The sequence below is a fragment of the Xanthomonas sp. 3793 genome (assembly GCF_024806835.1).
In the GTDB taxonomy this organism is placed as follows: Bacteria; Pseudomonadota; Gammaproteobacteria; order Xanthomonadales; family Xanthomonadaceae; genus Xanthomonas; species Xanthomonas arboricola_F.
The window spans coordinates 1455076-1479004 of the sequence record NZ_JANTYU010000001.1; the positions used below are offsets into that span (position 1 = coordinate 1455076).

At 57.5% G+C, this 23929-nt stretch carries 18 protein-coding genes, 1 other RNA gene and 1 pseudogene; 7 read left to right on the forward strand and 13 right to left on the reverse strand.

The window, feature by feature from the left end:
- Positions 1-3: 3 nt before the first annotated feature.
- Together FHY18_RS06010 and rimK are read right to left on the reverse strand one after the other, a co-directional pair.
- Entirely contained in the window at positions 4-474 is a 471-nt protein-coding gene (locus FHY18_RS06010; RefSeq protein ID WP_259152415.1) for a hypothetical protein, read from the reverse strand.
- Between the two features lie 221 nt (positions 475-695).
- Positions 696-1601, reverse strand: a complete 906-nt coding sequence (gene rimK, locus FHY18_RS06015) for a 30S ribosomal protein S6--L-glutamate ligase (protein ID WP_259152416.1) — start codon at positions 1599-1601, stop codon at positions 696-698.
- A 489-nt stretch (positions 1602-2090) separates the two neighbouring features.
- Here rimK and glgX point away from each other — a divergent pair, with 489 nt between their 5' ends.
- The gene (gene glgX / locus FHY18_RS06020; protein WP_259152418.1) at positions 2091-4223 is read left to right on the forward strand and encodes a glycogen debranching protein GlgX; all 2133 of its coding nucleotides are present in this window, start codon (positions 2091-2093) and stop codon (positions 4221-4223) included.
- 545 nt (positions 4224-4768) lie between these two features.
- Here the strand turns inward: glgX and FHY18_RS06025 are convergent.
- A complete protein-coding gene (locus tag FHY18_RS06025) occupies positions 4769-5161 on the reverse strand; it encodes an H-NS family nucleoid-associated regulatory protein (protein WP_104612064.1) in 393 nt (130 codons plus the stop codon).
- 89 nt (positions 5162-5250) lie between these two features.
- Positions 5251-5643, reverse strand: coding sequence for a hypothetical protein (locus tag FHY18_RS06030; protein ID WP_259152421.1), 393 nt, complete (start codon positions 5641-5643; stop codon positions 5251-5253).
- Positions 5644-5961: 318 nt separating this feature from the next.
- Between FHY18_RS06030 and FHY18_RS06035 the strand changes: the two genes are divergently transcribed.
- Positions 5962-6037: non-coding RNA, sX9 sRNA (locus FHY18_RS06035), on the forward strand.
- A gap of 122 nt (positions 6038-6159) precedes the next feature.
- Here the strand turns inward: FHY18_RS06035 and FHY18_RS06040 are convergent.
- From FHY18_RS06040 to FHY18_RS22055, 4 genes are all read right to left on the reverse strand, one after another.
- Positions 6160-6702: an STN domain-containing protein gene (locus tag FHY18_RS06040; protein ID WP_259152422.1), complete on the reverse strand. Its 543-nt coding sequence runs from the start codon at positions 6700-6702 to the stop codon at positions 6160-6162.
- A gap of 137 nt (positions 6703-6839) precedes the next feature.
- Positions 6840-7556 carry a hypothetical protein gene (locus tag FHY18_RS06045; protein WP_259152572.1) on the reverse strand — a complete coding sequence of 239 codons (717 nt, stop codon included), beginning with the start codon at positions 7554-7556 and terminating at the stop codon, positions 6840-6842.
- On the reverse strand, positions 7529-8398 hold the full coding sequence (locus tag FHY18_RS06050) for an ImmA/IrrE family metallo-endopeptidase (RefSeq protein ID WP_017165042.1): 870 nt from the start codon (positions 8396-8398) through the stop codon (positions 7529-7531). The genes FHY18_RS06045 and FHY18_RS06050 overlap by 28 nt, the downstream gene beginning before the upstream one ends.
- Positions 8399-8400: 2 nt before the next feature.
- Positions 8401-8793, reverse strand: coding sequence for a helix-turn-helix transcriptional regulator (locus FHY18_RS22055; protein WP_025989214.1), 393 nt, complete (start codon positions 8791-8793; stop codon positions 8401-8403).
- Positions 8794-9065: 272 nt separating this feature from the next.
- Here FHY18_RS22055 and FHY18_RS06065 point away from each other — a divergent pair, with 272 nt between their 5' ends.
- From FHY18_RS06065 to FHY18_RS06085, 5 genes are read left to right on the forward strand one after another with little or no spacing between them, the layout of a single operon-like run.
- On the forward strand, positions 9066-9290 hold the full coding sequence (locus FHY18_RS06065; protein WP_046934610.1) for a DUF2188 domain-containing protein: 225 nt from the start codon (positions 9066-9068) through the stop codon (positions 9288-9290).
- A gap of 6 nt (positions 9291-9296) precedes the next feature.
- Positions 9297-10283: a CBASS cGAMP-activated phospholipase gene (locus FHY18_RS06070; RefSeq protein ID WP_259152425.1), complete on the forward strand. Its 987-nt coding sequence runs from the start codon at positions 9297-9299 to the stop codon at positions 10281-10283.
- Between the two features lie 9 nt (positions 10284-10292).
- Positions 10293-11429 carry a CBASS cGAMP synthase gene (locus FHY18_RS06075; protein ID WP_259152426.1) on the forward strand — a complete coding sequence of 379 codons (1137 nt, stop codon included), beginning with the start codon at positions 10293-10295 and terminating at the stop codon, positions 11427-11429.
- Positions 11426-13060: a ThiF family adenylyltransferase gene (locus tag FHY18_RS06080; RefSeq protein ID WP_259152427.1), complete on the forward strand. Its 1635-nt coding sequence runs from the start codon at positions 11426-11428 to the stop codon at positions 13058-13060. The genes FHY18_RS06075 and FHY18_RS06080 overlap by 4 nt, the downstream gene beginning before the upstream one ends.
- On the forward strand, positions 13057-13524 hold the full coding sequence (locus FHY18_RS06085; protein ID WP_259152428.1) for a Mov34/MPN/PAD-1 family protein: 468 nt from the start codon (positions 13057-13059) through the stop codon (positions 13522-13524). The genes FHY18_RS06080 and FHY18_RS06085 overlap by 4 nt, the downstream gene beginning before the upstream one ends.
- A 68-nt stretch (positions 13525-13592) precedes the next feature.
- On the opposite strand, the gene FHY18_RS06090 is transcribed toward FHY18_RS06085, so the two are convergent.
- From FHY18_RS06090 to FHY18_RS06110, 5 genes and pseudogenes are all read right to left on the reverse strand, one after another.
- The gene (locus FHY18_RS06090) at positions 13593-14423 is read right to left on the reverse strand and encodes a hypothetical protein (protein ID WP_259152429.1); all 831 of its coding nucleotides are present in this window, start codon (positions 14421-14423) and stop codon (positions 13593-13595) included.
- A 186-nt stretch (positions 14424-14609) separates the two neighbouring features.
- Positions 14610-15050 (reverse strand): annotated as a pseudogene (locus FHY18_RS06095) (DUF1629 domain-containing protein); the annotation flags it as partial.
- Between the two features lie 353 nt (positions 15051-15403).
- Entirely contained in the window at positions 15404-17047 is a 1644-nt protein-coding gene (locus FHY18_RS06100; RefSeq protein WP_259152431.1) for a MobA/MobL family protein, read from the reverse strand.
- 693 nt (positions 17048-17740) lie between these two features.
- Positions 17741-19939, reverse strand: coding sequence for an RHS repeat-associated core domain-containing protein (locus FHY18_RS06105; protein WP_259152432.1), 2199 nt, complete (start codon positions 19937-19939; stop codon positions 17741-17743).
- Positions 19940-19953: 14 nt separating this feature from the next.
- The gene (locus tag FHY18_RS06110) at positions 19954-23706 is read right to left on the reverse strand and encodes a DUF6531 domain-containing protein (RefSeq protein WP_259152434.1); all 3753 of its coding nucleotides are present in this window, start codon (positions 23704-23706) and stop codon (positions 19954-19956) included.
- Between the last annotated feature and the right edge of the window lie 223 nt (positions 23707-23929).

Genomic DNA, 23929 nt, shown 5'->3' on the forward strand with positions numbered 1-23929 from the left:
GGGTCATGTACCCGGTTGCTTCAGGACTGGCTGTCGCTGCAGCCGGGTCAATTCGTCTTTATTGCTTTCTCGAAGCCGGCGCCGTTCGGCAGCCGTCATGCATTGCGTCGTGGACAAATGGGACCCCACGGTACGCACACGCTGACAGATCATCCGACTGTCTTCACCAGCCCTGGTCAACAGCGCGTTGACCAATTCCTGATCATTGAACACCGCCACCTTTGACTCGGGCGTGAGTTGCATCGGATTCGGGCTGGATTGCAAAGCCATTTCCATGCGCTGCAAAGCCGACAGCACCTTGCTGCGGTCCTCGTTTCCGATTTGCGAATAGGTGTCGCCGGTACTCAGATCCTGGCGCACCTTCTCGGCCTGTTCGGCGAATGGGCGGGGGTTCTCGACATCCACGGCCTTTTTGTTGCCGGCGAGCGCGGGCACCGCGATACACAGCATCAACAGCAGGAGTGGTCCTTTCATGGCGTTGCTTGTCGTTCCATCGCTGATAAGTAAGGAAAATGTAGACGCGAACCCAGGTCCCGGCAAGCCGTCCATAAAAAGGCCCAAGTGCGACACCGCACTTGGGCCAAAAGTTCATCCCGATCACCGTCACTGCCGAGAGCGGAGCTACGGTCGACAGAGGCTAGCGATCAAAGGATTACATTTTCGTTAATTTTCCGCTAAAAACAGCCTACTGCCGATCAACGGGCCGATTGCTCCAGATGCTGGATGATGCTGGCGGCCACATCGACGCCGCACACGCCCTCCACGCCTTCCAGGCCAGGGGTCGAATTGACCTCCAGTACCAGCGGCCCGCGCTTGGATCGGATGAGATCGACGCCGGCGACCGCCAGGCCCAGCGCGCGCGCCGATCGCACCGCCACCTCCTGCTCCTGCGGAGTGGCCTGGGCCACCGCAGCGGTGCCGCCAAGATGCAGGTTGGAGCGGAAGTCGCCCTCGGCCGCCTGACGGCGCATCGCTGCGACGACGCGGTCACCGACCACGAAGCAGCGCAGGTCGGCGCCTTCGGCTTCGCCGATGAACTCCTGCACGATGAAATTGGCGTACAGCCCGCGCAGCGCTTCGACTACCCCACGCGAGGCGCTGGCCTTCTCGGTCAGAATCACCCCGGCGCCCTGGGCACCCTCGTTCAACTTCACCACATGCGGTGGCGGGCCGAGCATGGAGAGCAGGTCCTGGGTGTCGTCCGGGTTGTCGCCGAACACGGTGACCGGCATGTCGATGCCCTGCGCGGCCAGCAGTTGATGCGCACGCAGCTTGTCGCGCGAACGCAGGATGGCATCGGAGGGATTGGGCGTGTAGGTGCCCATGAACTCGAGCTGGCGCAGCACCGCGGTAGCATAGCGTGTCACCGAGGCGCCGATGCGCGGGATCACCGCATCGAAGCCGGTGATCGGCTTGCCCTTGTAGTGCAGGCTGAAGCCGTCGGCGGCGATGCGCATGTAGCAACGCAACGGGTCGAGGATGCGCACGGTATGGCCACGCTTACGCCCGGCCTCAATGAGCCGTCGGGTCGAATACAGCTTGCTGTTGCGCGAAAGAATGGCGATTTTCATCGCAGCAGGAACACGGCGCGGCCTGGACATGGTCGAAGTCTGATGACGAGGTGACCCAAGTCCGTACGTCTGCCGGCCGACCGCGCGTGCGGGCGCGCTGGACCCTGCTCGCGACGATGGAACTGGTATGCGACGGCCCCGAGGATGGAGAGGCGATGGCGCCTCGGCATGTGTTGCAACAACGCAAGGCTGCGCTGCCCCAACCGGTTCGATGCTAGCAGGGCGTACACGCGGCGCTCAAGCAATCGGCAGCTGCGTTGCATGCGCCAACACGCGTTGTCATGCAGCCAAGGCTCGGACCGAAGGCGCGTCACCGCAGTAATCAGTCATGACCGGCGAACGCTGCGGCCGCGACAAGCGAACGCCGCAGTTGTGCCATGTCATCGCAGCTGCCTCGCGCCATGCCTCGACCTTGCGCCCTCACGCCGCACCCGTGTTGCCGTGACGCGTCTTGCACAGCGGAAACCGCAATGCTTGAGCCCCCTCAATGCCGGCATGCCGGCGCACCCGAGACTCTCAATGCGACGTCCAGCAAGCGCGGCCTATGCCAATCCCTCCCGAATCCGCCAGGGGCGTCCGTTTCCCCGCGGCGCCGTCTTCGATGGCAAGGGCACGAATTTTGCGCTGTTTTCCGCGCATGCCACCCGTGTGGAACTGTGCCTGTTCGACGAACAGGGCAACGAAACACGCGTGGACCTGCCCGAGTACACCAATGAAATCTGGCATGGCTATCTGCCCGATGCCAAGCCGGGGCAGCGCTATGGTTACCGCGTGCATGGCCCGTATGCGCCGACCGAAGGTCACCGCTTCAATCACAACAAGCTGTTGCTGGACCCGTATGCACGCGAGCTCGAAGGCGATCTGATCTGGGCCGACGAGCTCTATGGCTACACCGTCGGCCATCCGGACGGCGACCTGAGCTTCGATGAGCGCGACAGCGCTCCATTCATGCCCAAATGCGTGGTGGTCGAAGACACCTACGATTGGGGCGACGATACGCGCCTGCTCAAGCCGTGGAACGAAACGGTCATCTACGAAACCCACGTGCGCGGCTACACCATGCGTCATGCGCAGGTGCCGGAGGCCGTGCGCGGCACCTTTGCAGGTCTGGCCCAACCGCAGGTACTGCAGTACATCAAGGACCTGGGCATCACTGCCGTCGAGCTCTTGCCGGTACACGCGTATCTGGATGATCAGCATTTGCTGGACAAGGGGCTGCGCAATTACTGGGGCTACAACACCATCGGCTTTTTTGCGCTGAAGTCGCGCTATCTGTCCAGCGGCCACCGCGACGAGTTCCGCGACATGGTCAAGGCCATGCACAAGCAGGGCCTGGAAGTGATCCTGGACGTGGTCTACAACCACACCGCCGAAGGCAGCGAATTGGGGCCAACCCTGTCGTTCAAGGGCATCGACAACGCCAGTTATTACCGGCTTGCCGAAGACAAGCGCTATTACATCAACGACACCGGCACCGGCAACACGCTCAATCTGAGCAACTCGCGGGTGATCCAGTTCGTCAACGATTCGCTGCGCTACTGGGCCGGCGAAATGCACGTGGACGGTTTCCGCTTCGATCTGGCCACCATCCTGGGGCGTGAGCCGAGCGGTTTCGACCAGCGCGGCGGTTTTCTGGACGCCTGCAATCAGGACCCGCTGCTGTCGGAAGTCAAACTCATCGCCGAACCTTGGGATTGCGGCCCGGGCGGCTACCAGGTGGGTCATTTCCCGCCGGGCTGGTCGGAGTGGAACGACAAGTTCCGCGACAATGCGCGCGAGTTCTGGAAGGGCGAGGATGGCAAGCTGGCCGAGTTCGCCACCCGTTTCACCGGCTCGGCCGATCTGTTCGATCGCCGCGGCCGCCGCCCTTGGGCCTCGGTCAACTTCATCACCGCGCATGACGGTTTTACCCTGCGCGATCTGGTGAGCTACAACGAAAAGCACAACAGCGACAACGGCGAAGACAACCGCGACGGATCGTCCAACGACGGCTCCTGCAATTACGGCGAAGAAGGCGAGACCGACAACGCCGACATCCTGCAGATTCGCGAGCGGCAAATGAAGAATCTGCTTGCGACGCTGCTGCTGTCGCAGGGCACGCCGATGATGCTCAGCGGCGATGAGCGCGCACAGTCCCAGGGCGGCAACAACAACACCTATTGCCAGGACAACGAAATCACCTGGCTGGATTGGGAAAACGACCCGACCGATGGCCGGCTCACCCAATTCGTCAAGGCATTGACCGCGCTGCGCAAGCGCTACCCGATCCTGTCGCGTGGCCGCTTCCTCAATGGGCAATACAACGAAGAAGCCGGCCTGCGCGATCTCACCTGGCTCAATCCCGGCGGCACCGAGATGGACGATGCGCATTGGACCGATGCCGGTGCGCGCTCGGTTGGCCTGCTGCTCGAAGGCAAGGCGCAAACCTCGGGCGTCAAGGAACTGGCCAACGACGACACCTTGCTGATCGTCATCAACGCCTATCACGAGGGCGTGACCTTCACCCTGCCCTCCACCGATGAGCCGGTGCATTGGAAGCTGGTGCTATCGACTGATGAAGCGCTGGAAGTGGACATGATGCCGGCGGGCGCCAGCGAATTCCTGGCACCGCCACGCAGCGTGTCGGTCTTCGAGTGCAAGAGCGATCAGTAACGCTTGAACGGTCGACAGGCTCGCTGCCACCAGCATGGTGGACAGCGAGCTTTTTAATGCGCGCCAGGATGCTCGCGGAGCGACAGCGTGCGAGATGCGGTTATCAGATGCGGTGCAACTCCCGCATTGACAGCACCAACATCAATTCCCAAATACAACTGCGACAGCTTTCTTCGCGAATGCGTCAGCCAGGCTATAGCCGAATTCGTTGGAGTCTACATATCTCCCGCGGCCGCCAGACATGCGAGCAACGCGACGGGAAGCGGATCGACACGTCTGGCGACTGACGATTGGCGATCAACAAATGGGCGTAATGCCTCCACGCTGGCCGAATTGCGCCTGCAGCTTGAATCCGTCACCGACTCCCGCCAGGACGATGCGCATCACGATCCGTTCGCTTCCATGCATTGTCTGTGGCCGTGATGACGAACGTACAACCGGACGAACGCGCACGGCGAAACGCTGCATGCAGCAACAAGTGATCACGCGGCTAACCGACTCGACCCGGATCCAAGAACCCACGAACACGCCAAACCGGCGACAACTCACCCTGGATAGAGCGGGAAACGCTTGTCCGGATGCTTGGACTTCCATTCCTTATAAGAGCTGGTGCCTTCCCAGGCCTTGAATGCACGCGGCGTGCGGCCACGGCCGGACCAGGTTTCGCCGGAATGCGGAAGCCAGTATTTGGCAACCACCTCGCCGGTGGACGACAGCGGGCCCTTGGACTTGCCGGTCATGGCAAGCGAGGCGATCTGGGATTTCTGCTTCGCGTTGAAGCGGCTACCGAACTGGGTGAGCACCTCGACGACCTGGTCGAAGGCTTCCAGGGTCTGGGCATACTTGAGCTGCGCCTCTTCCTGCTCGAGCTTGCGCAACTCTTCCAGCAGTTGGGCTTTGGCGGCGGCAGAGGGTGAAGCGGGCGGAACCTGGCGCATTGACGAAACTGAGGTTTGGGCTGGTCAGCGAGTATTGCCCCTGCGCCGGCCAGCGTAAAGCGTCCAGGCCGCGCCGGGTCTGCTGGCGCTCAGCGATGACGCAGCAAGGCGTGCTCGCGGGCCATGGTGAGCACCGGCCCGATGCGCCCTGCCCGGATCAGCTCGCTGCAGTGTTTGCCGACAAATTCGACCCTGGGCGCGGTGAACCACTGCACCACCCGGTCCAGCTGCCCGGCGTTGATCGACCACGCGTGACAGACCGCCTCGCCGAGCTCCTCCACCCCGACCAGGCCGATCTGGCGAATCTGATCGGCGTCGAGCCTGAACATCTCAAGCACCTTACCGGCGTCGTCAGGCGTGCCGCACGTACTCGCCTGATCCGCCGGCCCGGTGCGATAGGCAATGGAGGCCGCGCGCGCCGACTCTGCACGGCGCATGCCTTTCATCAACGCACCGATTAGCTGGGAGTGAGTAGTGGTCATGGTGTCCGCTCAATGATGCAGTCACTATGGTGGACATGCGAAGCGTTCTCAATCAGGAGGTTCCTGACCCTGAGGAAGAAAAAGCCGAAGCTGTGGCGCACTTTTTACAACGAGTAAGCGCCTGCAATCGATGTCATTGGCAGCACCCATCGCAGCGATAGAGACCAGCTTGGGATTGCCGCATCGCGCCAAGCCGGCGACACCGGTCGAATCGTCCCGGCAGGATGCACCGAACTGATAGCCGAGCTAAGAGCGGCCAACAACACTGCTGTGCTCACCGCTAGGCTGGCGCGCGGGCGCGGCCGGTGCTCGCACGGCAGTACTGCTCGTGCATTCGGGTTCTGAGCGCTCCACCCCACACCCACCTGACAACCACTCGCCACGTTTGTTAGCCGCTGCAGAATCAAATAAGCATGTATCTGCCATCGTGATATCCGAGACCGCGCCTGCAGCACGTGCAATGCGGCGAACCGGCCTTGTGGAACCCGCGATATCCCGCATCGTCGTTGCAACGCATCACCGCACCAACGACTGCTCCACATCCTTCAACATGCGTCCGTAAGACGCCCGCTCTGCTGCACTGAGAAAGCCTTGCTCGCGCACGAGCCTGGGAACGTCTGCAGCAATCTTCGACAGGTAAGCGGTCAGTTTTTTCGCGCGTACGGGCGTCATCGACTTGCTCTTGCGCGCATCCGCAATCGCACTGCGCAAGGTCTCCACGCGCTCGGCAAAATACAGTTGCTGCGCCTGATTGACGCGCCAATGGTCATCGGCCGGCCCGGCTTCGAGGCCACTGCCACGCACCGATTGAATGAAAGCCTGATCGGCGCTAAAGGACCCCTCCAATGCAGCGGCATGCCTGCCCTGCAGAAGCGATGGATCCACTTCCACCGCGCATCCGGTTACGTGGGCCAGCTGTTGCAAACGCTCGTCGAGCCGCTGTGCAGGCAGCGAGACGGCAAACGGCCCGGGCTGGCAGGCGGCGGCGACCGGCCCCGCACAAACGATGGAACCCAGCGCAACGATAATTGAGGGCAGCCGATGGCGAACGACAGACATGACAGCATCCGGAGTACACGGACATCCGTGCGTTGCGCACGCTAGACCGGCGATCCCGAACGGCAACGAAACCGGCGTCGTACGGCGCCGCTATCGCCAACGCTTCCGCGGCCGCACATCGGCATAGCGCCGCGAACCTATCTGGCGATCTCCATCAGCACGTATTGAAATGCAACGGCACCGTAGGCCAATGCTGCCGCAACTAGACCGAACCACATCCATCGCCGCGGCCCGCACGCGACGCCCACAACAACCGTGCACAGCGACAACGCAAGCATCACCGCGAACTTCAGCACGTACGCCGAGGAAGGCAACCACGCTGCCAGCGGCAGTCCAACGGCCACACTCGCCATCGCACACTGTTTGATGACCATCGAGGCACGCCCCGACGCATGTCGAACCAGCATCATTGCCACCAGTGAAAAGGCGACAAACCAGATGGCGATTGCCGTTTGACCCGCTATCGCATCCGATGAAGATGCAAACACGCCCTGATGCCTCCCTGCGATCAGAATTGAGCAACGCGGGTCGATAGAGCGAGCCAGCGCCTGACATTGCCACGCAAACGAGCGGGCTGGCGAAGACAGCAAGGATGACGCGGCGAGCGGCGTGGCCGCCTCGACGCGCCCAGGCCGTTGCGGCCATGGAGCGGGCGATGGGAACAGAATCCAAACCACCCTAACCCATTGATCCACCTTAATTTCAGGCAGAACAAGGAACCCCAAAACGACACCTCGAACGATACCCAAACTATCAGGACTCACATCCTGATTCAAGCTGGCAAAGTCGCATCTAGAGTGGTGGCACTTCCTGGGACTGCGCTTGATCAACGACGCTTGCGAGGCTTTTCCCAAGTCAACTCTCCAGTGAGTTCGGGCAAGCCCCCGTCGTCCTGCCAGCGCTTTCCAAAGCGGTCATGCTCAACTTCTGGGAGCTCTTCTTGGTCGAACCACAACAATGATGTTGTGGTGTCCCTCAGCGAAAAGTGCCTGCCGATCTCGCAAAGCTCAAGACCCTTTTCCCAGTTCTCAAACCAAATATCTTGTGGCACCCAATCTGAGTCGGTGCCATTGCCCCCTAACTCGCGTAAGCGATACGCCACAGAACCAGACGGGATGCTGGCCCTTGGCGGGATCCATGCCTTGACCTCACGCAGGGCTTTGGAGAGCACTGAGTAGCGCACGACGCCACGCTCCATGGTGACGAATGCACAGGGATAGTCAGTGAGGCTGGCGTAGCGTGAAGCAGCGGCAGGAAATGATGTGCCAAAGTGCGCGGCCATCTGCTCTATCACCGCAAGCGAGGGCTCGTCCTTGGGGACTGTCGCGAGCCACTCCTTGTAGGGCATCAACAGTTCAGAAGCAAAGACGTCGCAAAAAACCTCGTTGGGGTCGCGCTTGGCGTATCCCCACTGCGGCACTTCTTCGTGCTTTGAGGGAAGCCCCAGCACCACGTGGGCAATTTCGTGGCAGATGGTAAAGCGCTGACGCTCTGCGCTCTCCAACTCATTGACCGTAATGATACTCTTACCGTTCTTGCCGGGAACCGTGTATCCAGACTCCCCATCGTCCAAGGGCTCTCTTCGAAGCTTGGCGTTGGCAGCGATGAGGTAAGGCGATAGATCCTCTCGAATGCTGGAAGTATCCAGGTTCGCAACAAATCTTCGCGCCAGCTGGCGCACGCCCGCCTCATCCATGATCAGCCTTCCTCGTCGTCTTCCTCGAAGATACGCCTGGTCCTAGCAATCAGCACTGCCGGATCGGGCCGCGTCGCTCCTCTATGCCTGACTCCAGCGGCTGCTGTAAAGATATCAAGCTCAACCGATTCGTCTTTAAGGACGAACTCGACCAACAGCGGGTCAGCATCCTCGTGCATTGCGAGCCAATTCACGATCTCGGCATCGCGCGCACTGGGCTTGAGGACCTTAACTAGCTTGCCCAACAGATCCTGGGATGGGCTGGTCTTGTCCCCTGACTCCAGGCGATGGACGTAGGCATGGTCCACCGAGGCTAGTTGACCAACTTCTCGTAGAGAGAGAGTCCTGCGCTCGCGCAAGGTCTTTAGGGCAACGCCCAAGCCTGTTTGAGGCATAAAAAAATCCACTGAGTGACCAAAAGCGGGCCTTCGGACCACCCGCACCAAAATCGCACTAACGCCCCAGACTTTGTGACCGTTGCATCAGTCACAAAGTTCTGCTAGCGTGTTGTCCAGTCAGACAACAGATCGCATCTCTAGCCGCAATCTGCTGGTTTGGCTGCCTTGCTCTTGTTGTCTGAGCAAGCAACCCATTGTGCATTGGGCTTTAGCAATTGACAACCCAGCCGCCTGGTCGGCGGATCCCTTCAAGCAAAAGGAACCAAGCAATGGCAGGCAAGAACCAGCATGTAGTGCCCCACCAGGATGGCTGGGCAGTCAAAGGCGAAGGCAATGGGCGGGCAACTTCTGTCCATGACACCCAACAGGAAGCAATCGATGCAGGGCGGGAGATCGCTCGCAACCAGCAGTCGGAGCTGGTTATCCACCGTCCCAACGGTCAGATCCGTGACAAGGATAGCCACGGCCACGACTCGTTCCCACCCCGGGGGTAAGACGCCATGGACGATATCCCGCCCCTCCACGTGCTGGCCCTTTCGGGCGGCGGCTACCGTGGCCTGTATACCGCCACGGTCTTGGCCGAACTGGAACAGGTGCTCGGGCGCCCGATTGCCCAGCACTTTGATCTGATCTGCGGCACGTCGGCGGGCGGGATGTTGGCCTTAGGGTTGGCCAACGAGATCCCCGCGAGCGAGCTGAAGGACCTTTTCGAAAAGCACGGCGGGCGCATCTTCGGCTCTCGCAGCCTGGCAAGGCGGCTGCTTGGCTTCTGGCTTATCGCCAAGCACAACCCTGGCGGGCTGCGTGAGGTTCTAGCGGAACGCTTTGGCGAGACCACGCTTGGCGACCTCAAGCACCCCGTGCTCATTCCCGCCGTGAACTACTCCACCGGCAAAGGACAGTTCTTTAAAACACCGCATCACCCCAGCTTCGAATTGGACCATCGCCTTAAAGTGATGGATGTGGCCTTGGCAACCGCAGCAGCGCCGGTCTACTTCCCTCTCGCGCGCAACGAGCGAGGGGTGTTTGCTGATGGCGGTCTAGTGGGCAATGCACCCGGCCTGTTTGGTCTTCATGAGGCGCGCCACTTCCTCGCTACCGATCCAGGCGTTCAAGTTCGGGTGCTTTCGATTGGCACCATGACCGTCGGTTCCACCGTGCGGGGGAACGCCAGTCTGGATCGCGGCTTCGGCAAATGGCGTGGTGGGCTGTTCGATCTGGTGATCTCAGCCCAGGAGTCGTCGGTCCATCACTTGCTGGGGCATGCTTTGGGTGCGGACTACTACAAAATCGATGACCAAGCCACTCCGGACCAGAGCAAGGATGTCAAAGCTTTGGATCGAGTCTCGGTTGCTGCGACGAACACGCTGAAAGATCGAGGCAACCACGCAGCGCAGCGCGCCATTGGGGATCTGGCATTCCGGCCATTCCGCGATCACCAAGCCGCCGCGCCGCGCTTCTATCACGGCTCTCACAAGAACGCTTAGGAGGCAACCATGCTGAACTTGAGCCCGCTGTTTTTCACTACTGTCGAAAATCGGACCTGCCTGCATGGTGCGCTGGACTTGGAAGAGGCGCAACGCACCTACATTGCCCAAGCACGCCTAGATGTCCGTAACTGCCTGCGCGCAGGCATCCCGGCGGTCCTCAGAGCACGTGGCTATCCTGGCCAAGTGCCAACCCCTCGATTTTTCACCCAAGGGTCCTGGGCCTACAAGACTCTCAACGCACCTGCCAAGCCCCCACAGCAAGCTGATGTCGATGATGGCTGCTACCTGCCGATGAGCTTTGTCTCGCAGAGCAATCGACCAAGCGTTGCATCCGAGGTGTTCTTCTATGCTGCACAGGAATCTCTGAAACCCTTGGTCGATCGGAACAAGTGGCAGCTCATCACCGATAAGGACACCTGTATCCGGATCGTGATCGCCAAGGACGCCCATATCGACATCCCGCTTTACGCCATTCCTGACGAGGAGTTCGTCACTCTGGCTAAGGCGTTTGAGAGCCGTGGGCTGACCATGGACTCAATCACCTTTGCTGAGGAGGAGGATGTCTGGACGAAGCTACCTCGTGACAAAGTGCTGCTGGCTCATCGCCAAGAGAACTGGAAAGTCTCTGATCCGCGCCCGGTCAAGGAATGGTTCTTGGGCGAAGTCGAGGCGAAGGGGGAGCAGTTCCGTCGCACGGTGCGCTATCTCAAGGCCTATCGTGACTGGCATTGGGAAAGCGGCGGCCCGTCTTCGATCCTTTTGATGGCAGCGGCAGCCCCGCTCTTTGCAAAGCACGATAGTCGTGATGATTTGGCTTTGCTCGCTGTGGTCGAGAGGCTTCCAGACGCTTTGCGCAGCGGAGTGAACAACCCAACAGACGACAGCGAATCTCTGACCGGTCGCCTTGGCGCCGCAGGTGTCGAGAATGCGGCTAAAGCCTTCGATGAGTCCGCTGTCATGCTGCGTGGTGCGATTCACGCATCCAGTGCCTCACAGGCCTGCATCTGGATGCGCCAGGAATTTGGCTCCCGTTTCCCCAATGATCCGGACAGGATCAAGGTCGTCTCTGTCGCGAGCAGCATCGCATCGTCCTCCGCTATCGTTGGCCCAAGCGAACTGATCGGGCGCTCGAAGGCTGGATGAGCGCGAATCAGGTCTATGCAGTGATTGAGGCGTTCGAGCCCCGGGGCTTTGCCTTCGCTGGTAAAGCACCGAACGGCCGATTCCTCCTTCATGGCCACCTGACTTCCCCAGGCAATCAAGACATCCCGTGCGAGGTCCAGCTCGATCCAGACCTGTTCGCCTTGCCCAAGATTGTTTTGCTTGAGCTTCCCAAGGAGCTGTCAGGCCCCACGGTCCCGCACCTCAATGGACAAGGCGAGCTGTGCTATATCGCCGCTGGAACCATCGCTCTGGACATCTTTGACCCAATTGGCCAGTCGCTGGCATGCCTTGATCGCGCCCAGCACGTGCTGACTCGGATCATTAGGGGAGAGATGGTCGATGACCTGGCTGAAGAGTTTTTCGCTTATTGGGAAGGAAACGGCTGGTGCTTTTCTGACATCCAAGGCAATAGCCTCGGCAACATGTGCTGCACGATCATCGAAACGAAAAGTGGCAAAGACCTTTGGTTCGTCACCGATGATCCGGAACGCACAGAGAAAAAGCTCACTGCCATGGGCTACCTAACAAATGCTCCTGAGGCGCGCTGCGTCCGAATCAAGACCGATGCGCAACCTCGCCCATTGGAGGGGAACTGGCCACCCAAGTTTGTGCGCGATGTGCTTGATTGGCAAAGCATGCTCGATACCGCATGTCGACGCAAGATTCATCGGAGCATCTATGCAGCAGAAGCAAGCAAAGCAAACCACTTGCTTGTGATCATCGAGTCGCCGTTGATGACTTATGCTTTCGGGGTGTTCTTTGACCGTGCCCAGCGCGCCGCACCAAAGAAGCTGTCTGATCGTCGAGATCCTACTTATCAACTCAGGGTCAAGCCGCTCTCCATGCTGCGGATTGATGATCGCTATTTGGCTGAGCGCAATACACCCAAGCGCCGGACGCTTGCAGGAAAGAAGATCGCCCTTGTCGGTTGCGGAACCATCGGTGGCTACATGGCCGACATGTTTGTCAAGGCTGGTGCTGGCACCAGTGGTGGTGAGCTAACGCTTATCGACCCTGATCTTTTCCTACCTCAGAACGTCGGGCGACATCGCTTGGGATTTCCAAGCTTGCTCGGCAACAAGGCCACTGCTCTGGCTGCTGAACTTCAGTGCCTGGCACCTGGCGCACTCCTTGCTGCCGTTCCTCGTGACGTCAGGACCGAGCATCTTGAACATCTTGATCTATTGATTGATGCCACGGGCGAGGAAGCGTTAGGCCATTGGTTGAGTGCGCGTTATCGCGATTCCACTGACATCCTGACCGTCTGGATTGAGGGACCAGGAACAGCTGTTCGTGCTCTTTTGGCCAAGCAAGGCACGAGTCCTTGCTATCGCTGCGTTTGGCATCACACTCGCGAAGGTGCTTTCCCATCCGTCAAAGGCGAACTGCCCACCACGCTTGCCGGACAAGGATGCGAAGGCCTTTATGTGCCCTTCCCCGCCACAGTCTCTGTCCAGGCGGCGAGCCTCGGAACCGAACTTGCGATCGATTGGGTTAACGGCGTCTTCAGTCCTTCCTTTCGCACCCGCGTCACCGATCAAGCGTTCGAGTTAGCAACGGCGGATTGCGATCTCCCAGCCCATGAGAGGTGCTCTGTATGCCATTCATGAGCGCATGGGGAACATCCGACCGAAAGATCTTGGTCCATTTCTCCGAAAGCACCCTTGCCATTTTTCAAGATCATATCCAGCGCGAAGCGACTGACCCAGAAGCCGGAGGGCTGCTTCTAGGAACAGTCCATGGCAACCACATGCTCATCGAGCAAGCCACTACCCCGACGAAGTGGGATAAGCGCTTCCGCACGCTGTTCGAGCGCATGCCGTTTGGCCATCAAGCCATCGCCTTGGCCAGATGGAATGCCAGCAAAGGCACTGTGCGCTATCTGGGCGAGTGGCACACGCACCCAGAAGACAACCCTCAACCTTCGGGTCTTGATCGCTCTGAGTGGAATCGCCTGTCCGGTTTACGCCAGGATCATCGCCCTATGCTGGCCGTGATTGTAGGACGATGCGATCTCTATGTTGAGCTGGCACCACAGAAGGGCGTGGGCCCAGAACTTCTCGGAATTGAGTAACTTCCAGACGATGCAGGCCAACCCATTTTTCAAAAAATTTGCTTGCGTGAACTTTCAGAAATCAGATCTTAGCGGTTTGGCGGCGAAGGCAATACAGGATCTGACTTTGGCAGACCAGGGTCCCAATTGCCCATAGGAAAATAGATTCCTTCATATGTCCACGTTCTTTTGAGGCGCTTTTCGATGACTTCTTCAGAGAAGTTCTCGCGCAACAACGCGAATGACAGTGAGGAATCAAGAAAATAAGGCTTGGCGTCAATCATATAGGTGTAGCGAACCTGCTCAATGTCTTCCGAGACCCCTTTAATCGAGGCGACAAGATGGCAGGGAATCATGCCTCCGGGTGGCAAGTAGCCCAAGGGGCACCGCTTGGTCTCGTAAGTCACACTAGGACTTTGTTTGGGAACGAAGCTAAGGCGAATTCTGAGATTTGAAAGCCAAACCCCTCGGGAACCTGTGTTCTTGATGGCAACCGGGATCACCAGTATTCCATCTTCACCCACAGCTGCTGAGGTATCGGCCTGAAGTGAAGGAATGGCAGCATCAAGCAGTTCATCAGCGGATCTAGCGTAGTCAAGCTTGGCTCGCTTGTAGTCAAGTTCAGATGCTGCCTTTTTGTCTGGGTCTCGCAGATCGTGGACGGCCTGCTCCGCTAGAGCCGCCTCAGCGGTCTCTTTACGCTCAGTTGTTCTCAGAGCAATTACCTCAGAATGAAGCTTTTCCAGCTCCGGTCCAGTTCGGAACCACGTAATTCCGCAGCTTGCCGCCGCGACTACAACAGCAAGCAGGGCCGAAATAGTTGCCGGCGACTTCCATCCCCCCTCGTTATACCTCCCGGCGAGATAGTTTTCTTTTTCGCCCTCCAACGCCCGATTACGCAACTTGCGTGACCTATTCATCCGTTCTTGGCCCGACTCATTGATATAAAATAGTATCCAGCGACGCCCCTCAGGGTGGGCACTGACGGTTCTGCATTCCGCTGGCTAACTTCGACCAGCGCTTGGCGGATACCGCCAGGCTGGGTCAGAGCCACCTGGTGGGCTACCCCGTCCGCGCCAGTCTGGTGATGAACGATAGGACTGTCATAGCCGTATTGCCCAGCCTCGTTACGTTGGAGTTGGGCCGAGGGCGTCCAGCTCGCGCACAACGTCGCAGAGGTAGTGGCGCGGGCCTGGCGTTCCGTCGGCTAGACGGTAGTCAACGTCTGCGAGAGCAAACGCCTTCGGATCCACGGCCACCATCGCGTCATGTAGGCGTTCGGACACCAGCCAGTAGCCGCTGAACCCAGCCTCCAAGTCCCGAGGCTTGGGGCCGGCGCTTGGGTCGTAGGTCAGCAGTGGAGTTTCGCGAAGGGGCGGAAACCCATCTTCCTCCGGCCGCAGGATCAGCCTCGGCGGCGAAAGAAGCTGGCGCTCGTTCGTGAACTGAACCCCGCAGACGGGGCGGTTGCTCTCCATGTCAGACACCAACATGAAGAAAGTGCCTGGCGCTGGCTCGTTCGATTCCATGTGTTGCATCCCATCCATTTGGCGCGGCTTCGCTGTGTCTAAGAACAGCTTAACCCCAGGGGTAGACATCCAGTCAACTCCCCAGGCAGAGACCATCACCCGACTCAGATGGCAGAACGCAACCATCAAAAAGCCCCCTTTACAGGGGGCTGTCGCTCCGGCGCTTGATGACGGGGTTTCCCTTCCGCCCCCCCTTCCGGGCCCCACCTGATCTGCAAGCAGACCGGTCGGGATTGGCCTCATCTGATTATGCATCTTGCGGGTGTGGTGGCTTGGGCGGCTGGTTCAGCGTCCTCCTGAACCACCCATCTCAATATCAGACAATGCCTTGCCTACCGGTCAGACTTTTCCGAAAGCAGCTGCGAATACTGTCACATCGATGGCCTGGGTGGCCGAAACTTCAACTCCCAATCCCCGCTCTGTTGTTCTCTCGCAACCACAACCTGCTCGACCTCCGAATTTTCTGTGGGAAAACTTTCATGGGACTGCAACTTGAATTCTTTCTCCAAGGCCTCAGCCGCTTCCACCATCGCCTTTCGAGCCCGCTTGATGCGCCATTGCTGAATGGCTTGGATGCGAGGAGAGACATGCACCTTTGCCCTCCCCAAACGCCGGCGTGCCCTCGCCACCGCTTGCGCGTCTCCGCTGCCTTCTTGCTCAACAAGCTTGGCTTGCGCATCCAGCACGGCCACACGCGCTTTGTAGGGTCGCACCAGCATATGGGCATATTTACTGATTGAGCGAGCCAGCATCTCTGTGTCCTCGAACAGAAACGGCTTGGTGGCATAGCTGTCCACACGCCGGCAGATCAGCGTCCCATACGCTTGCTGAAATTCCTGCTCAATCTGGATCCCTGGGATCTGCCGCAATACTTCGAGAGACTGCTGCGCGACCTCCCGTTGCGCTTCGAGCCAGTCTTCGATGAGCTGAGCCTCCGCATTGAGCACCTCCGCGTCTTTTCGGCCCGAGGAACGAGCCAAACGCGTCACGCGACCAAGATGCCGGGTCTGGCCACTGTAAGGCGTGTAGAGTCCTGAGCTTGGCGCTGGCGCACGCGCCAAACGCTCTTTGATCTGCCGCACCCGCTCTGCGCCTGACAATTTTCCCTGTCCAACCGCTGTGCCCCCTTTCAATCCAGGCTCTTTTGCGTTGGCCCGATCCCGAATTGCGGCCGCATGACTGTGAGATGGTGGCACCTCGTGCACGAAGCTCCCGCTCTTTTTCATATGCTCAGCAACTAGCTTCGAAAGCGCTAATGCCGCAGCTTTCCCACCAGCACCCTTGACTTCTGCGGTGAACTTCGTCTTGCGCATCACCGCGACCTTGGCTTTACCCAAGTGCTTGCCAGGCCGGCGCGTGAGTTCGCGGGCGCGTTCAAACTCCCCATTGCGCGCGGCATCCTGCGCTTGTGCTCGGAGACTGCGATGATCCACACGAGCCGCGTTGCCGGCATTTTTCAGATGCGCATTGATAACCGTTGCGATGTCTTTGCGGATTTGCCGCAACGCTCGCGTTCCTCCGCCTTGTCGGGCGTCAAACTCAGCGCAGGCGCGCTCACCAAGCCCACCCGGACCGACTTTTCTGGCTGACATCAGCAAATGCACATGGTGGTTGCGCTGATCACCCAGCTTGCTTGGCGTGTGCACCGCAACCAGCACGGCGACTTGGAAGCGCTCGACGAGCAATTGACCCAGCGCCAAGGCAAGCACTCTTCGTTGGTGTGGATCGAGTTGATGCGGAAGCGACACCTCGACTTCTCGGCAAACGCGTGCGTTCTTGCGCGTCTCGGCCGCTTCGTTCGCGTTCCAAAAATACTGCGCATCAAAGCACCACTCGGGCGCTCCTTTCGGCGCAAGCATCTGATGGAAATCGACACCGCCTCGGTGGGAATAATTGTGACCAAGCCCCGTGCTTGTATCGAGCAGATCAAACCCTGCGCGGTAGGCTGCTGCTGCGACGGACGAGTCGCCGTTGCCTCGGCTGAAAGACTTCATTGTTGCGTGATAAATCGCCATTTTGTGAAACTCCTGTTTGTGGAGCACACAAAGAAGCGGCACAACATCCCGTGTCGAGAGAAAAGCGAACTCGACAGCAGAGAGACCTTGATCACAGGGTTTTGAAGTGGCTGTGTTGCCTAGCGGAGCATAGGCAACGAGGTGGCGAAGCCACCGCACCGACGCGCAGCGTTGGCGCACGGTTTCTGCAAAGCAGAAACCATAAGTGCGCTCTTGTTGTTAATTCTTAGCTATTCGATAATCCGCACATCAAAAAACAAATTCATGTATAACAATAATTTATAGCAAAATATAAACGTGAACTGTACTGCTACAGATTTTCATACTCACTCCAAATTCGATTATAAAGATCTACGCGCTCAAGAAGCCGACCAACGCACCACAATAATAAATTTTTTGGCGTCATTTCCAAAGTGACCGGAGAAATTGCGAGACGAGTGGCATGATGAAAGCCTTGGATATATCGAAGCCATCAATGGCCGACTATTTTTCTAATGATGCACGCTTTCTCTTCAATCGCCTTAGACATTGAAAACTAAAACAAGCACAAATGATTGCAAAAGGAATTACCAGATAGTCAGCCACCTCAATTTTCTGCCCCACATAAACCTTGCTAAAGAAGTAGAATAAAAATCTTGCTGAGGAAAGCCCAAAAATAAAAGCCCAGAATTTAAGCCAAAATAAGGACATAATTTATCCGCCACAATTACAAGGAGTTGGACCGGCTGCATCTTTAGCACCCTTGATAATATCCATTATATCTTTATCGGTGGCAACGCCCCTCCACCCACCAACAACGCCGCCAAGTGCCCCTTTGAATGTTAAACCCTTAGATAGCATTTCACCAGCGGTAGCCCCAGTACCCCCCAATAAAGCGCCGCCAACCACCTTCATAAGCGGATCACGCTCCTTACCATCTATCGCTGTTCCAATACCAACAACGCCATCATGTAAAGTAGCAATACCCAACATTGAAGCGGCACCTCCGCCAAAAACCAAGCTATTATCATCCAGCGCCAGACCAATCACTAGCGCAGGCCCACCTGCAGCAATTTCATTATATCCCATGTAGACATCCGCAGCGCCCAGGACTAGACCCAGGAAATCAATGCAAGCTTTAAGACCAAGTGGATCAATTGCAGAGATGGGATTTCCACCAACATAGGCGTACGAATTCAAGCCACCCCTGAGGCCGATTGGGTCACTTTGCAGATAACGCCCAACACCCGGGTCATAGTCACGAAAACCGTTATACCAAAGCCCTGTTTCCTTATCGAAATACTGACCTGGAAAACCGATATTGAAACCGCCGATGCTATCTTGCTGCACGGTCCGTCCGTAGGCGTAGTTATACGCCCTCCAAACAACGTCACCAGCATCGTTTGTCAGCACCTCAGGCCTGCCCAAATGATCATTGTGAACAGCATAAACGCCATTTCGTCGAACGATTCCGATCAACTCATCACCCAACCAGATATAGTCGGCAATTGCTCCACTGGGCTCTTGTTCGGACAACAGTTGATTTTGTCCCGCATAGGTAAAGACGCTAGTGCTCGCGCCATTTGCATCCTTCTTACCAATACGCTGACCCAACGCATTTATTTCATATTCCGTGCGTTGACCATTTACAGTTGCGCTAGCCATGCGATTGAACGGGCTATATCCGTAGGTGCGGCTGTCGCCAGCAGCAAACTCTGAGACCCGATTACCAATCGCGTCATATCCATACTGGCGGCTTTCGTCACCAGACTTCGTGCTAGAGTATCCCAGCAGACGATTGTTATTGGCATCAATGTCATACGATCGAACGGAGCGGCTATCATCATAAGAAATCCAGTTCCCATTGCTGTCGTATTTCAATGTGTGTTGCAGCCCTCCTCGTTGAAGTTCTCCAAATCGACCCAACGTGTCATAGTCAATGGTTTGATTTAGGTTGGAATTTATGCCATCAGCGATAGAGCTAATTTCATCGACGCTGTTGTAACCGTAGGTCAGTTGCTGAGTAACGCGGTCTCCCACTTTGACGGCAATATTCGTCAAACGCATATCGGAATCGTAGCCCAATTCTCGCACCACGCCATTTCCTGACGTTCTACGCCAGGGCACGTCGCTCCAAGCTAGATAACTCGCCGAATCGACGAGTCTAGTCACTTGGCCACCCACATTGACACTTACCGCCGATGGTTTGCCGTCGGTGTAACCATAGCCTGCGGTAACGCCACTTGGATAAGTGATACTGCTTAATCGCGCCATTTCATCATAGGCATAACGAGTCCGCATCTCACTGACTGTTCTTCCCATTACGGCCGTATCGACCCGCTCTGCAACTTGCCCTTGCAGCGTATAGCTCATCGCAAGAGTCGTGGTTGGAGTCACTGCACTACACAGCAGACCTATCCCGCCGGCGCAAGAATCATATCCAAACATGTGCTGTTGGCTTCCCGCAGCAATCTGAACCACACGACCAAGGCCGTCATAGGCGTAGTTGGTCACCACGCCGTCAGCTCGAGTCATGCTGGTGCGCTGACCGGCTCCGTCGTATCCAAACACCGTCTGCCCTGTATCGGGACTTACTTGACGACGAAGGCCCCCGAAACCGTCATAGTCGTAAGTTGTTGCTTTCCCGCGTGGATCAACAACCTTGGATAAGCGATCACCCTGGTCGTAGGAAAAATTTGTCGTGTTTCCCGATGCATCGGTGGTGGCGATCAAACGACCACGTGCGTCGTATCGCATCGTCGAACGCCGACCTAAGGCATCGGTCGATGCCGTACGACGCCCTTCGGCGTCATATTCATACTTATAGACCTGTCCATTATTCCCACGCTCAACAATGACACGTCCAAGTTCATCGTATTCAGTAGTGCTGCTAAAAACCAATGCAGCACCCATCAACATCCCTGTAATCACTTGGCATCCCCCTGAATTTTAATCTTATCGCCCACGGACATTGGTTGGGTGCAACGGATGCCTGTGCAACCACCTGCCCCATCAACCGAAATGATCCCCGAAGCTAGGGCACCAAAGGGTGCTCCATCTACAAGCATCTGAGATACCACGTGGTAGCGCGTTGTCGTCACCGGACGAGGTGCCGTGTAGCTCCACGAGAATGACACTCGATCCCCAGGATAGACTGGCCTTGGCAAGCCATGAGTCTGATTAAGACTGTTTGTGGCAGATCCTCTGGCCATGTAAATATTTCCAACGCCAGCAGCTCCCCACACTACGTTCCCGGTGTTCTGGAACGTTGCTGATATCATGCGGGTCTCACCTGGGGCGTAGGGACCGACGTTGTTCCAGCCGACAAAAGCAGAGCTCCGGTCCATGCGAGGCAGCGCGTGCGTTCCCGAGTTGGGAAGCATGTAGTCAGAAAGAGCGCCTCCCGGCGTCAAAGCCACCGCATAGATACGGCGGTCTCCCAGCGAATTCCGGAGATTGAAGTCCAGCGGGAAGCGGAAGGTGCGGCCTTGAGTTGCGGTATCACACTGGGCTGCCGCGCCAGCATCTTCCGCCTGGTTGGCCCACACGGTAGCAAAATGCGTGCCTGCGCCGGGTCCACCGCCGGCATAGAGCAGAACCGCAACGTGGTCGCTTATGCCTAGGCCGCACGCCCACCCCTTCACGGAGTAATTCCAGTTGCTATCGTATTCGACAGCCTGGATATCGCCCCGCATGCCAGTTGCGGGAATAGCAAAAGCGCCAGACCCGGCAATCGTCGAGTGCTCTCTACCCACAGGTGAAATGCCGTGGATGAAGATGCTTTTGCCACCATGATTTTTTCTAACGTCAGCGGGAAGCGGGATATGAAAGCGATAAGCACTTCCTGCGGCTTGGCACTGTTGGGACAGGGACGCATCGCTCCCTTGATTAGCAGTCGCCGCCAGCAAGAAGGAGCCTGCACCGGCTGACCCGCCCACATACATGTGCACATCGATCGATGCTGCTGTGCCAGTCGAGCACGCCCAACCGTCGACATACCAGTTATAGGCGCTATCGCGATAAACCTGATCGATATTGCCAATGACCTTCGGCACTTCGGGAATGAAGTGCTTGCCTGAGCCATTAAGCAAAGAGTGTTCTAAGCCTGCTGGTGAGATGCCATGCACATACAATGGCTTGCCGCCATGCGCATTTCGAACATCACCAGGAAGCGCAATATTAAAGCGATACGCCGACCCGCTTGTTTGGCATTGCTGTGCTACAGCAGGTTCGCTTGCTATGTTTGCAGTAGCCCCGGGTAGTGCTGTTCCGTAGCCTGCGGAGCCGCCGACATAAGGATGCACATCGATCGATCCGGCGTATCCAGTTGAGCATGCCCAGCCCGCAACATACCAATTCCAGGCTGCATCGTGCCAGAGACCATCGATGTTTCCGGTAACATACGTTGAACCGGTATAGGCAGTGTCGAGCACTTCGGTCTTCGTGACCAACGACGCATTGTTGTATTCAAAGCGCTTGCGCTCATACATCCCATCAGACTTGGGTTTGTAAACCTCTTTGACGCGGCGAGCGGCATCGTAGAGATATGTCTGCGAGACTCCATCACCAGTGCGCACCGTTGCAATATTCCCCGCACCATCATAGGCAGTTGTTGTAGCCACCCACGCCCCGTTGATTGAGGTGCGGCGTTCAACCTCGCGTCCGCGCCCGTCATAGCGATACTCCATGACATCACCGTTTGGACCTGTCACGCGGCCAGGTTGTCCAAGAGCGTTGTGCGCAGAGTAGGTGGTCGCTTGGCCGATGCCATTTGCAACACTTGTCAGATCGCCTACTGAAGAGAAAGACTGAATGACGCTGTCTTGAGATCCCGGTAGCGGGCCGTCTACCTTCATGGTGGCCAATAGGCCATTGCTATGCTTGGTGTAGCTATACGTAGTGGCCTTCGTGGGGCCCTGTCCGTAGTCCGTCAAATCAACAAGCGTATGCCTCGAGACACGGCCGTCTGCGTCATATTCAACGCGCGTCTCGTGATCTCCTGCAATGGTTTCACGCACCATCCGATTGGCCTGATCCCATGCGTAGGTCAGCGTGCGTTCGGCACTAGTGCCCTTTGCTTCAACCTTCTTCAGTAGATGGCCTTGGACGTCGTAATCGAAGTCGGTGAGGTTGTCAGCAAAGTCGCTAGCGATGTCCTCATATCCATTCGCATCGTAGGTCTTCGTCTTGTAGCTTGCGGGGCAATGAGGACTCGCAGCCCCTGTAACCTCGGTTTGCCGCCCGTCTTCATAGGTGTAGGTTGTCTGCCGCCCCAGCGGGCTGGTCTCGGTTACCAACATCTTTTTCGGAATGGTGCTGCCTGTCGCCGCCGCCGTTGCCATAGGGCTACCAGCGTTAGTGGACATGCTTTGCGCGGACAGTCGGACGGCACCACCCCCTACCGAAGATGGGCGGACGCAAATTTCTCCACTACCAGGACGCGGGGTGCTACATGATCCACCGGTCTCTCCGCCCGTAAACCCACCAGGTGGAAGTGGCGCAGGAGGTGGCGTGATTGCTTGTGTTGCCGGAACGGAGTAGCTAAACGAAAAGCGCTCAACGCCTCCGGCATGTTCAGTCGACGTCGCCCGACCCTGATCATCATAGGCAAAGGTCGAGTAGCGTTGACCATTGAATGACTTGCCCGTCAGCGCACCAACAAATCGGGCATCTTCATAATGATAGCTGACGACCGTTTCTGGGGCTCCTGGAAGGGTCGCCGACGCAAGCCGGCCTTTGCTCAACCCCAATCCGAAGACGTTCTGCTGGTAGCCATAGCGGTAGACATTTCCAGCAGGATCGGTTGCTTGGGTGACAACGCCATCGGCCCAGGCAAACTTGATGCTGCGCCCGGAAGTGTGTGTGACTTCTTGCAGATATGCGCCGTCGTAACGGAAGCTCCATGCAACTCCTTGCTCATTGCGCCGCTCAGTGATGTAGCCACGCTTGTCATACTTTTCGGTGCCTCGTGTCTCGTTGTAAAGAACGAACGATCCGTCAGCTTGTTTGACAACAAAAGCGACCGGTGAGGCTTTTTCTTCAAGGTAGTGACCGCTGCCCGCGTCTAACAAGAACTTGATACGGCGCCCATCGGGTCGCTGTGCCCAGATGGTATTACCAGCTGGCACAAGGGTGTAGTCGAAGTTGCTGAGCCAATACGTGCCAAAAAGTCCACGTGCGGTCCAAAACGCATTGTAGGTGCGCTCTAAATAAAGACCCATCTCTCCATTGGCGGCGAAGTCCAACTCAGGCTCAACTTTGTTGCCCGTCGAGATGACCACAGGATTGCCACTTTTTTCCCCACTGCAATCCGCGCTATCGCGCTTGTCGTTCGTTGGCTGCTCTTTTGCACCGGGCGATGTGGCAAATCCGCCACTGCCACCACCATCGTTCGCCCGGACGCGCGCCCTACCGTTCGTTGTAGTGCGGGTCGCCTCACCCGCATAGTCTTCCTGAAACCAGCAAACCGGTGAAAACAAACGCGGCCCGCCAGCAATATTAGTGAATCCGCCACTGCAGATGTATCTACCGAAGCTATTTGCATCTTGTGCCGGTGCTAATAGGGCAAGCGCCCCAAGTGACTGCACGCCAAGCACCAAAGCACCCAGACGTCGTTTAACCTCAACACGTGGAGCTGCCTTATCGACGGCCTCCTGCCTTACTACACTTGAATCGTCCATATGTCCTTCGATTTTTGGAAGCTATGCTAACAACGTCAGGCATGCTCGCCGAGCCACAGCGTTCGAAACGCGACGCAGCACAGAAAGCAAGCCTTAAACCTATCAGTATTGTTGTGTCCGCCATCCCCGGCGGCACTGATCCTGCAAGGGGCCGGATCGTAGCGGAGGACATGCGTGGTGTGCAAGTTCTGATATGCCTTTTCAACAAGCTTGCAGAGGATGG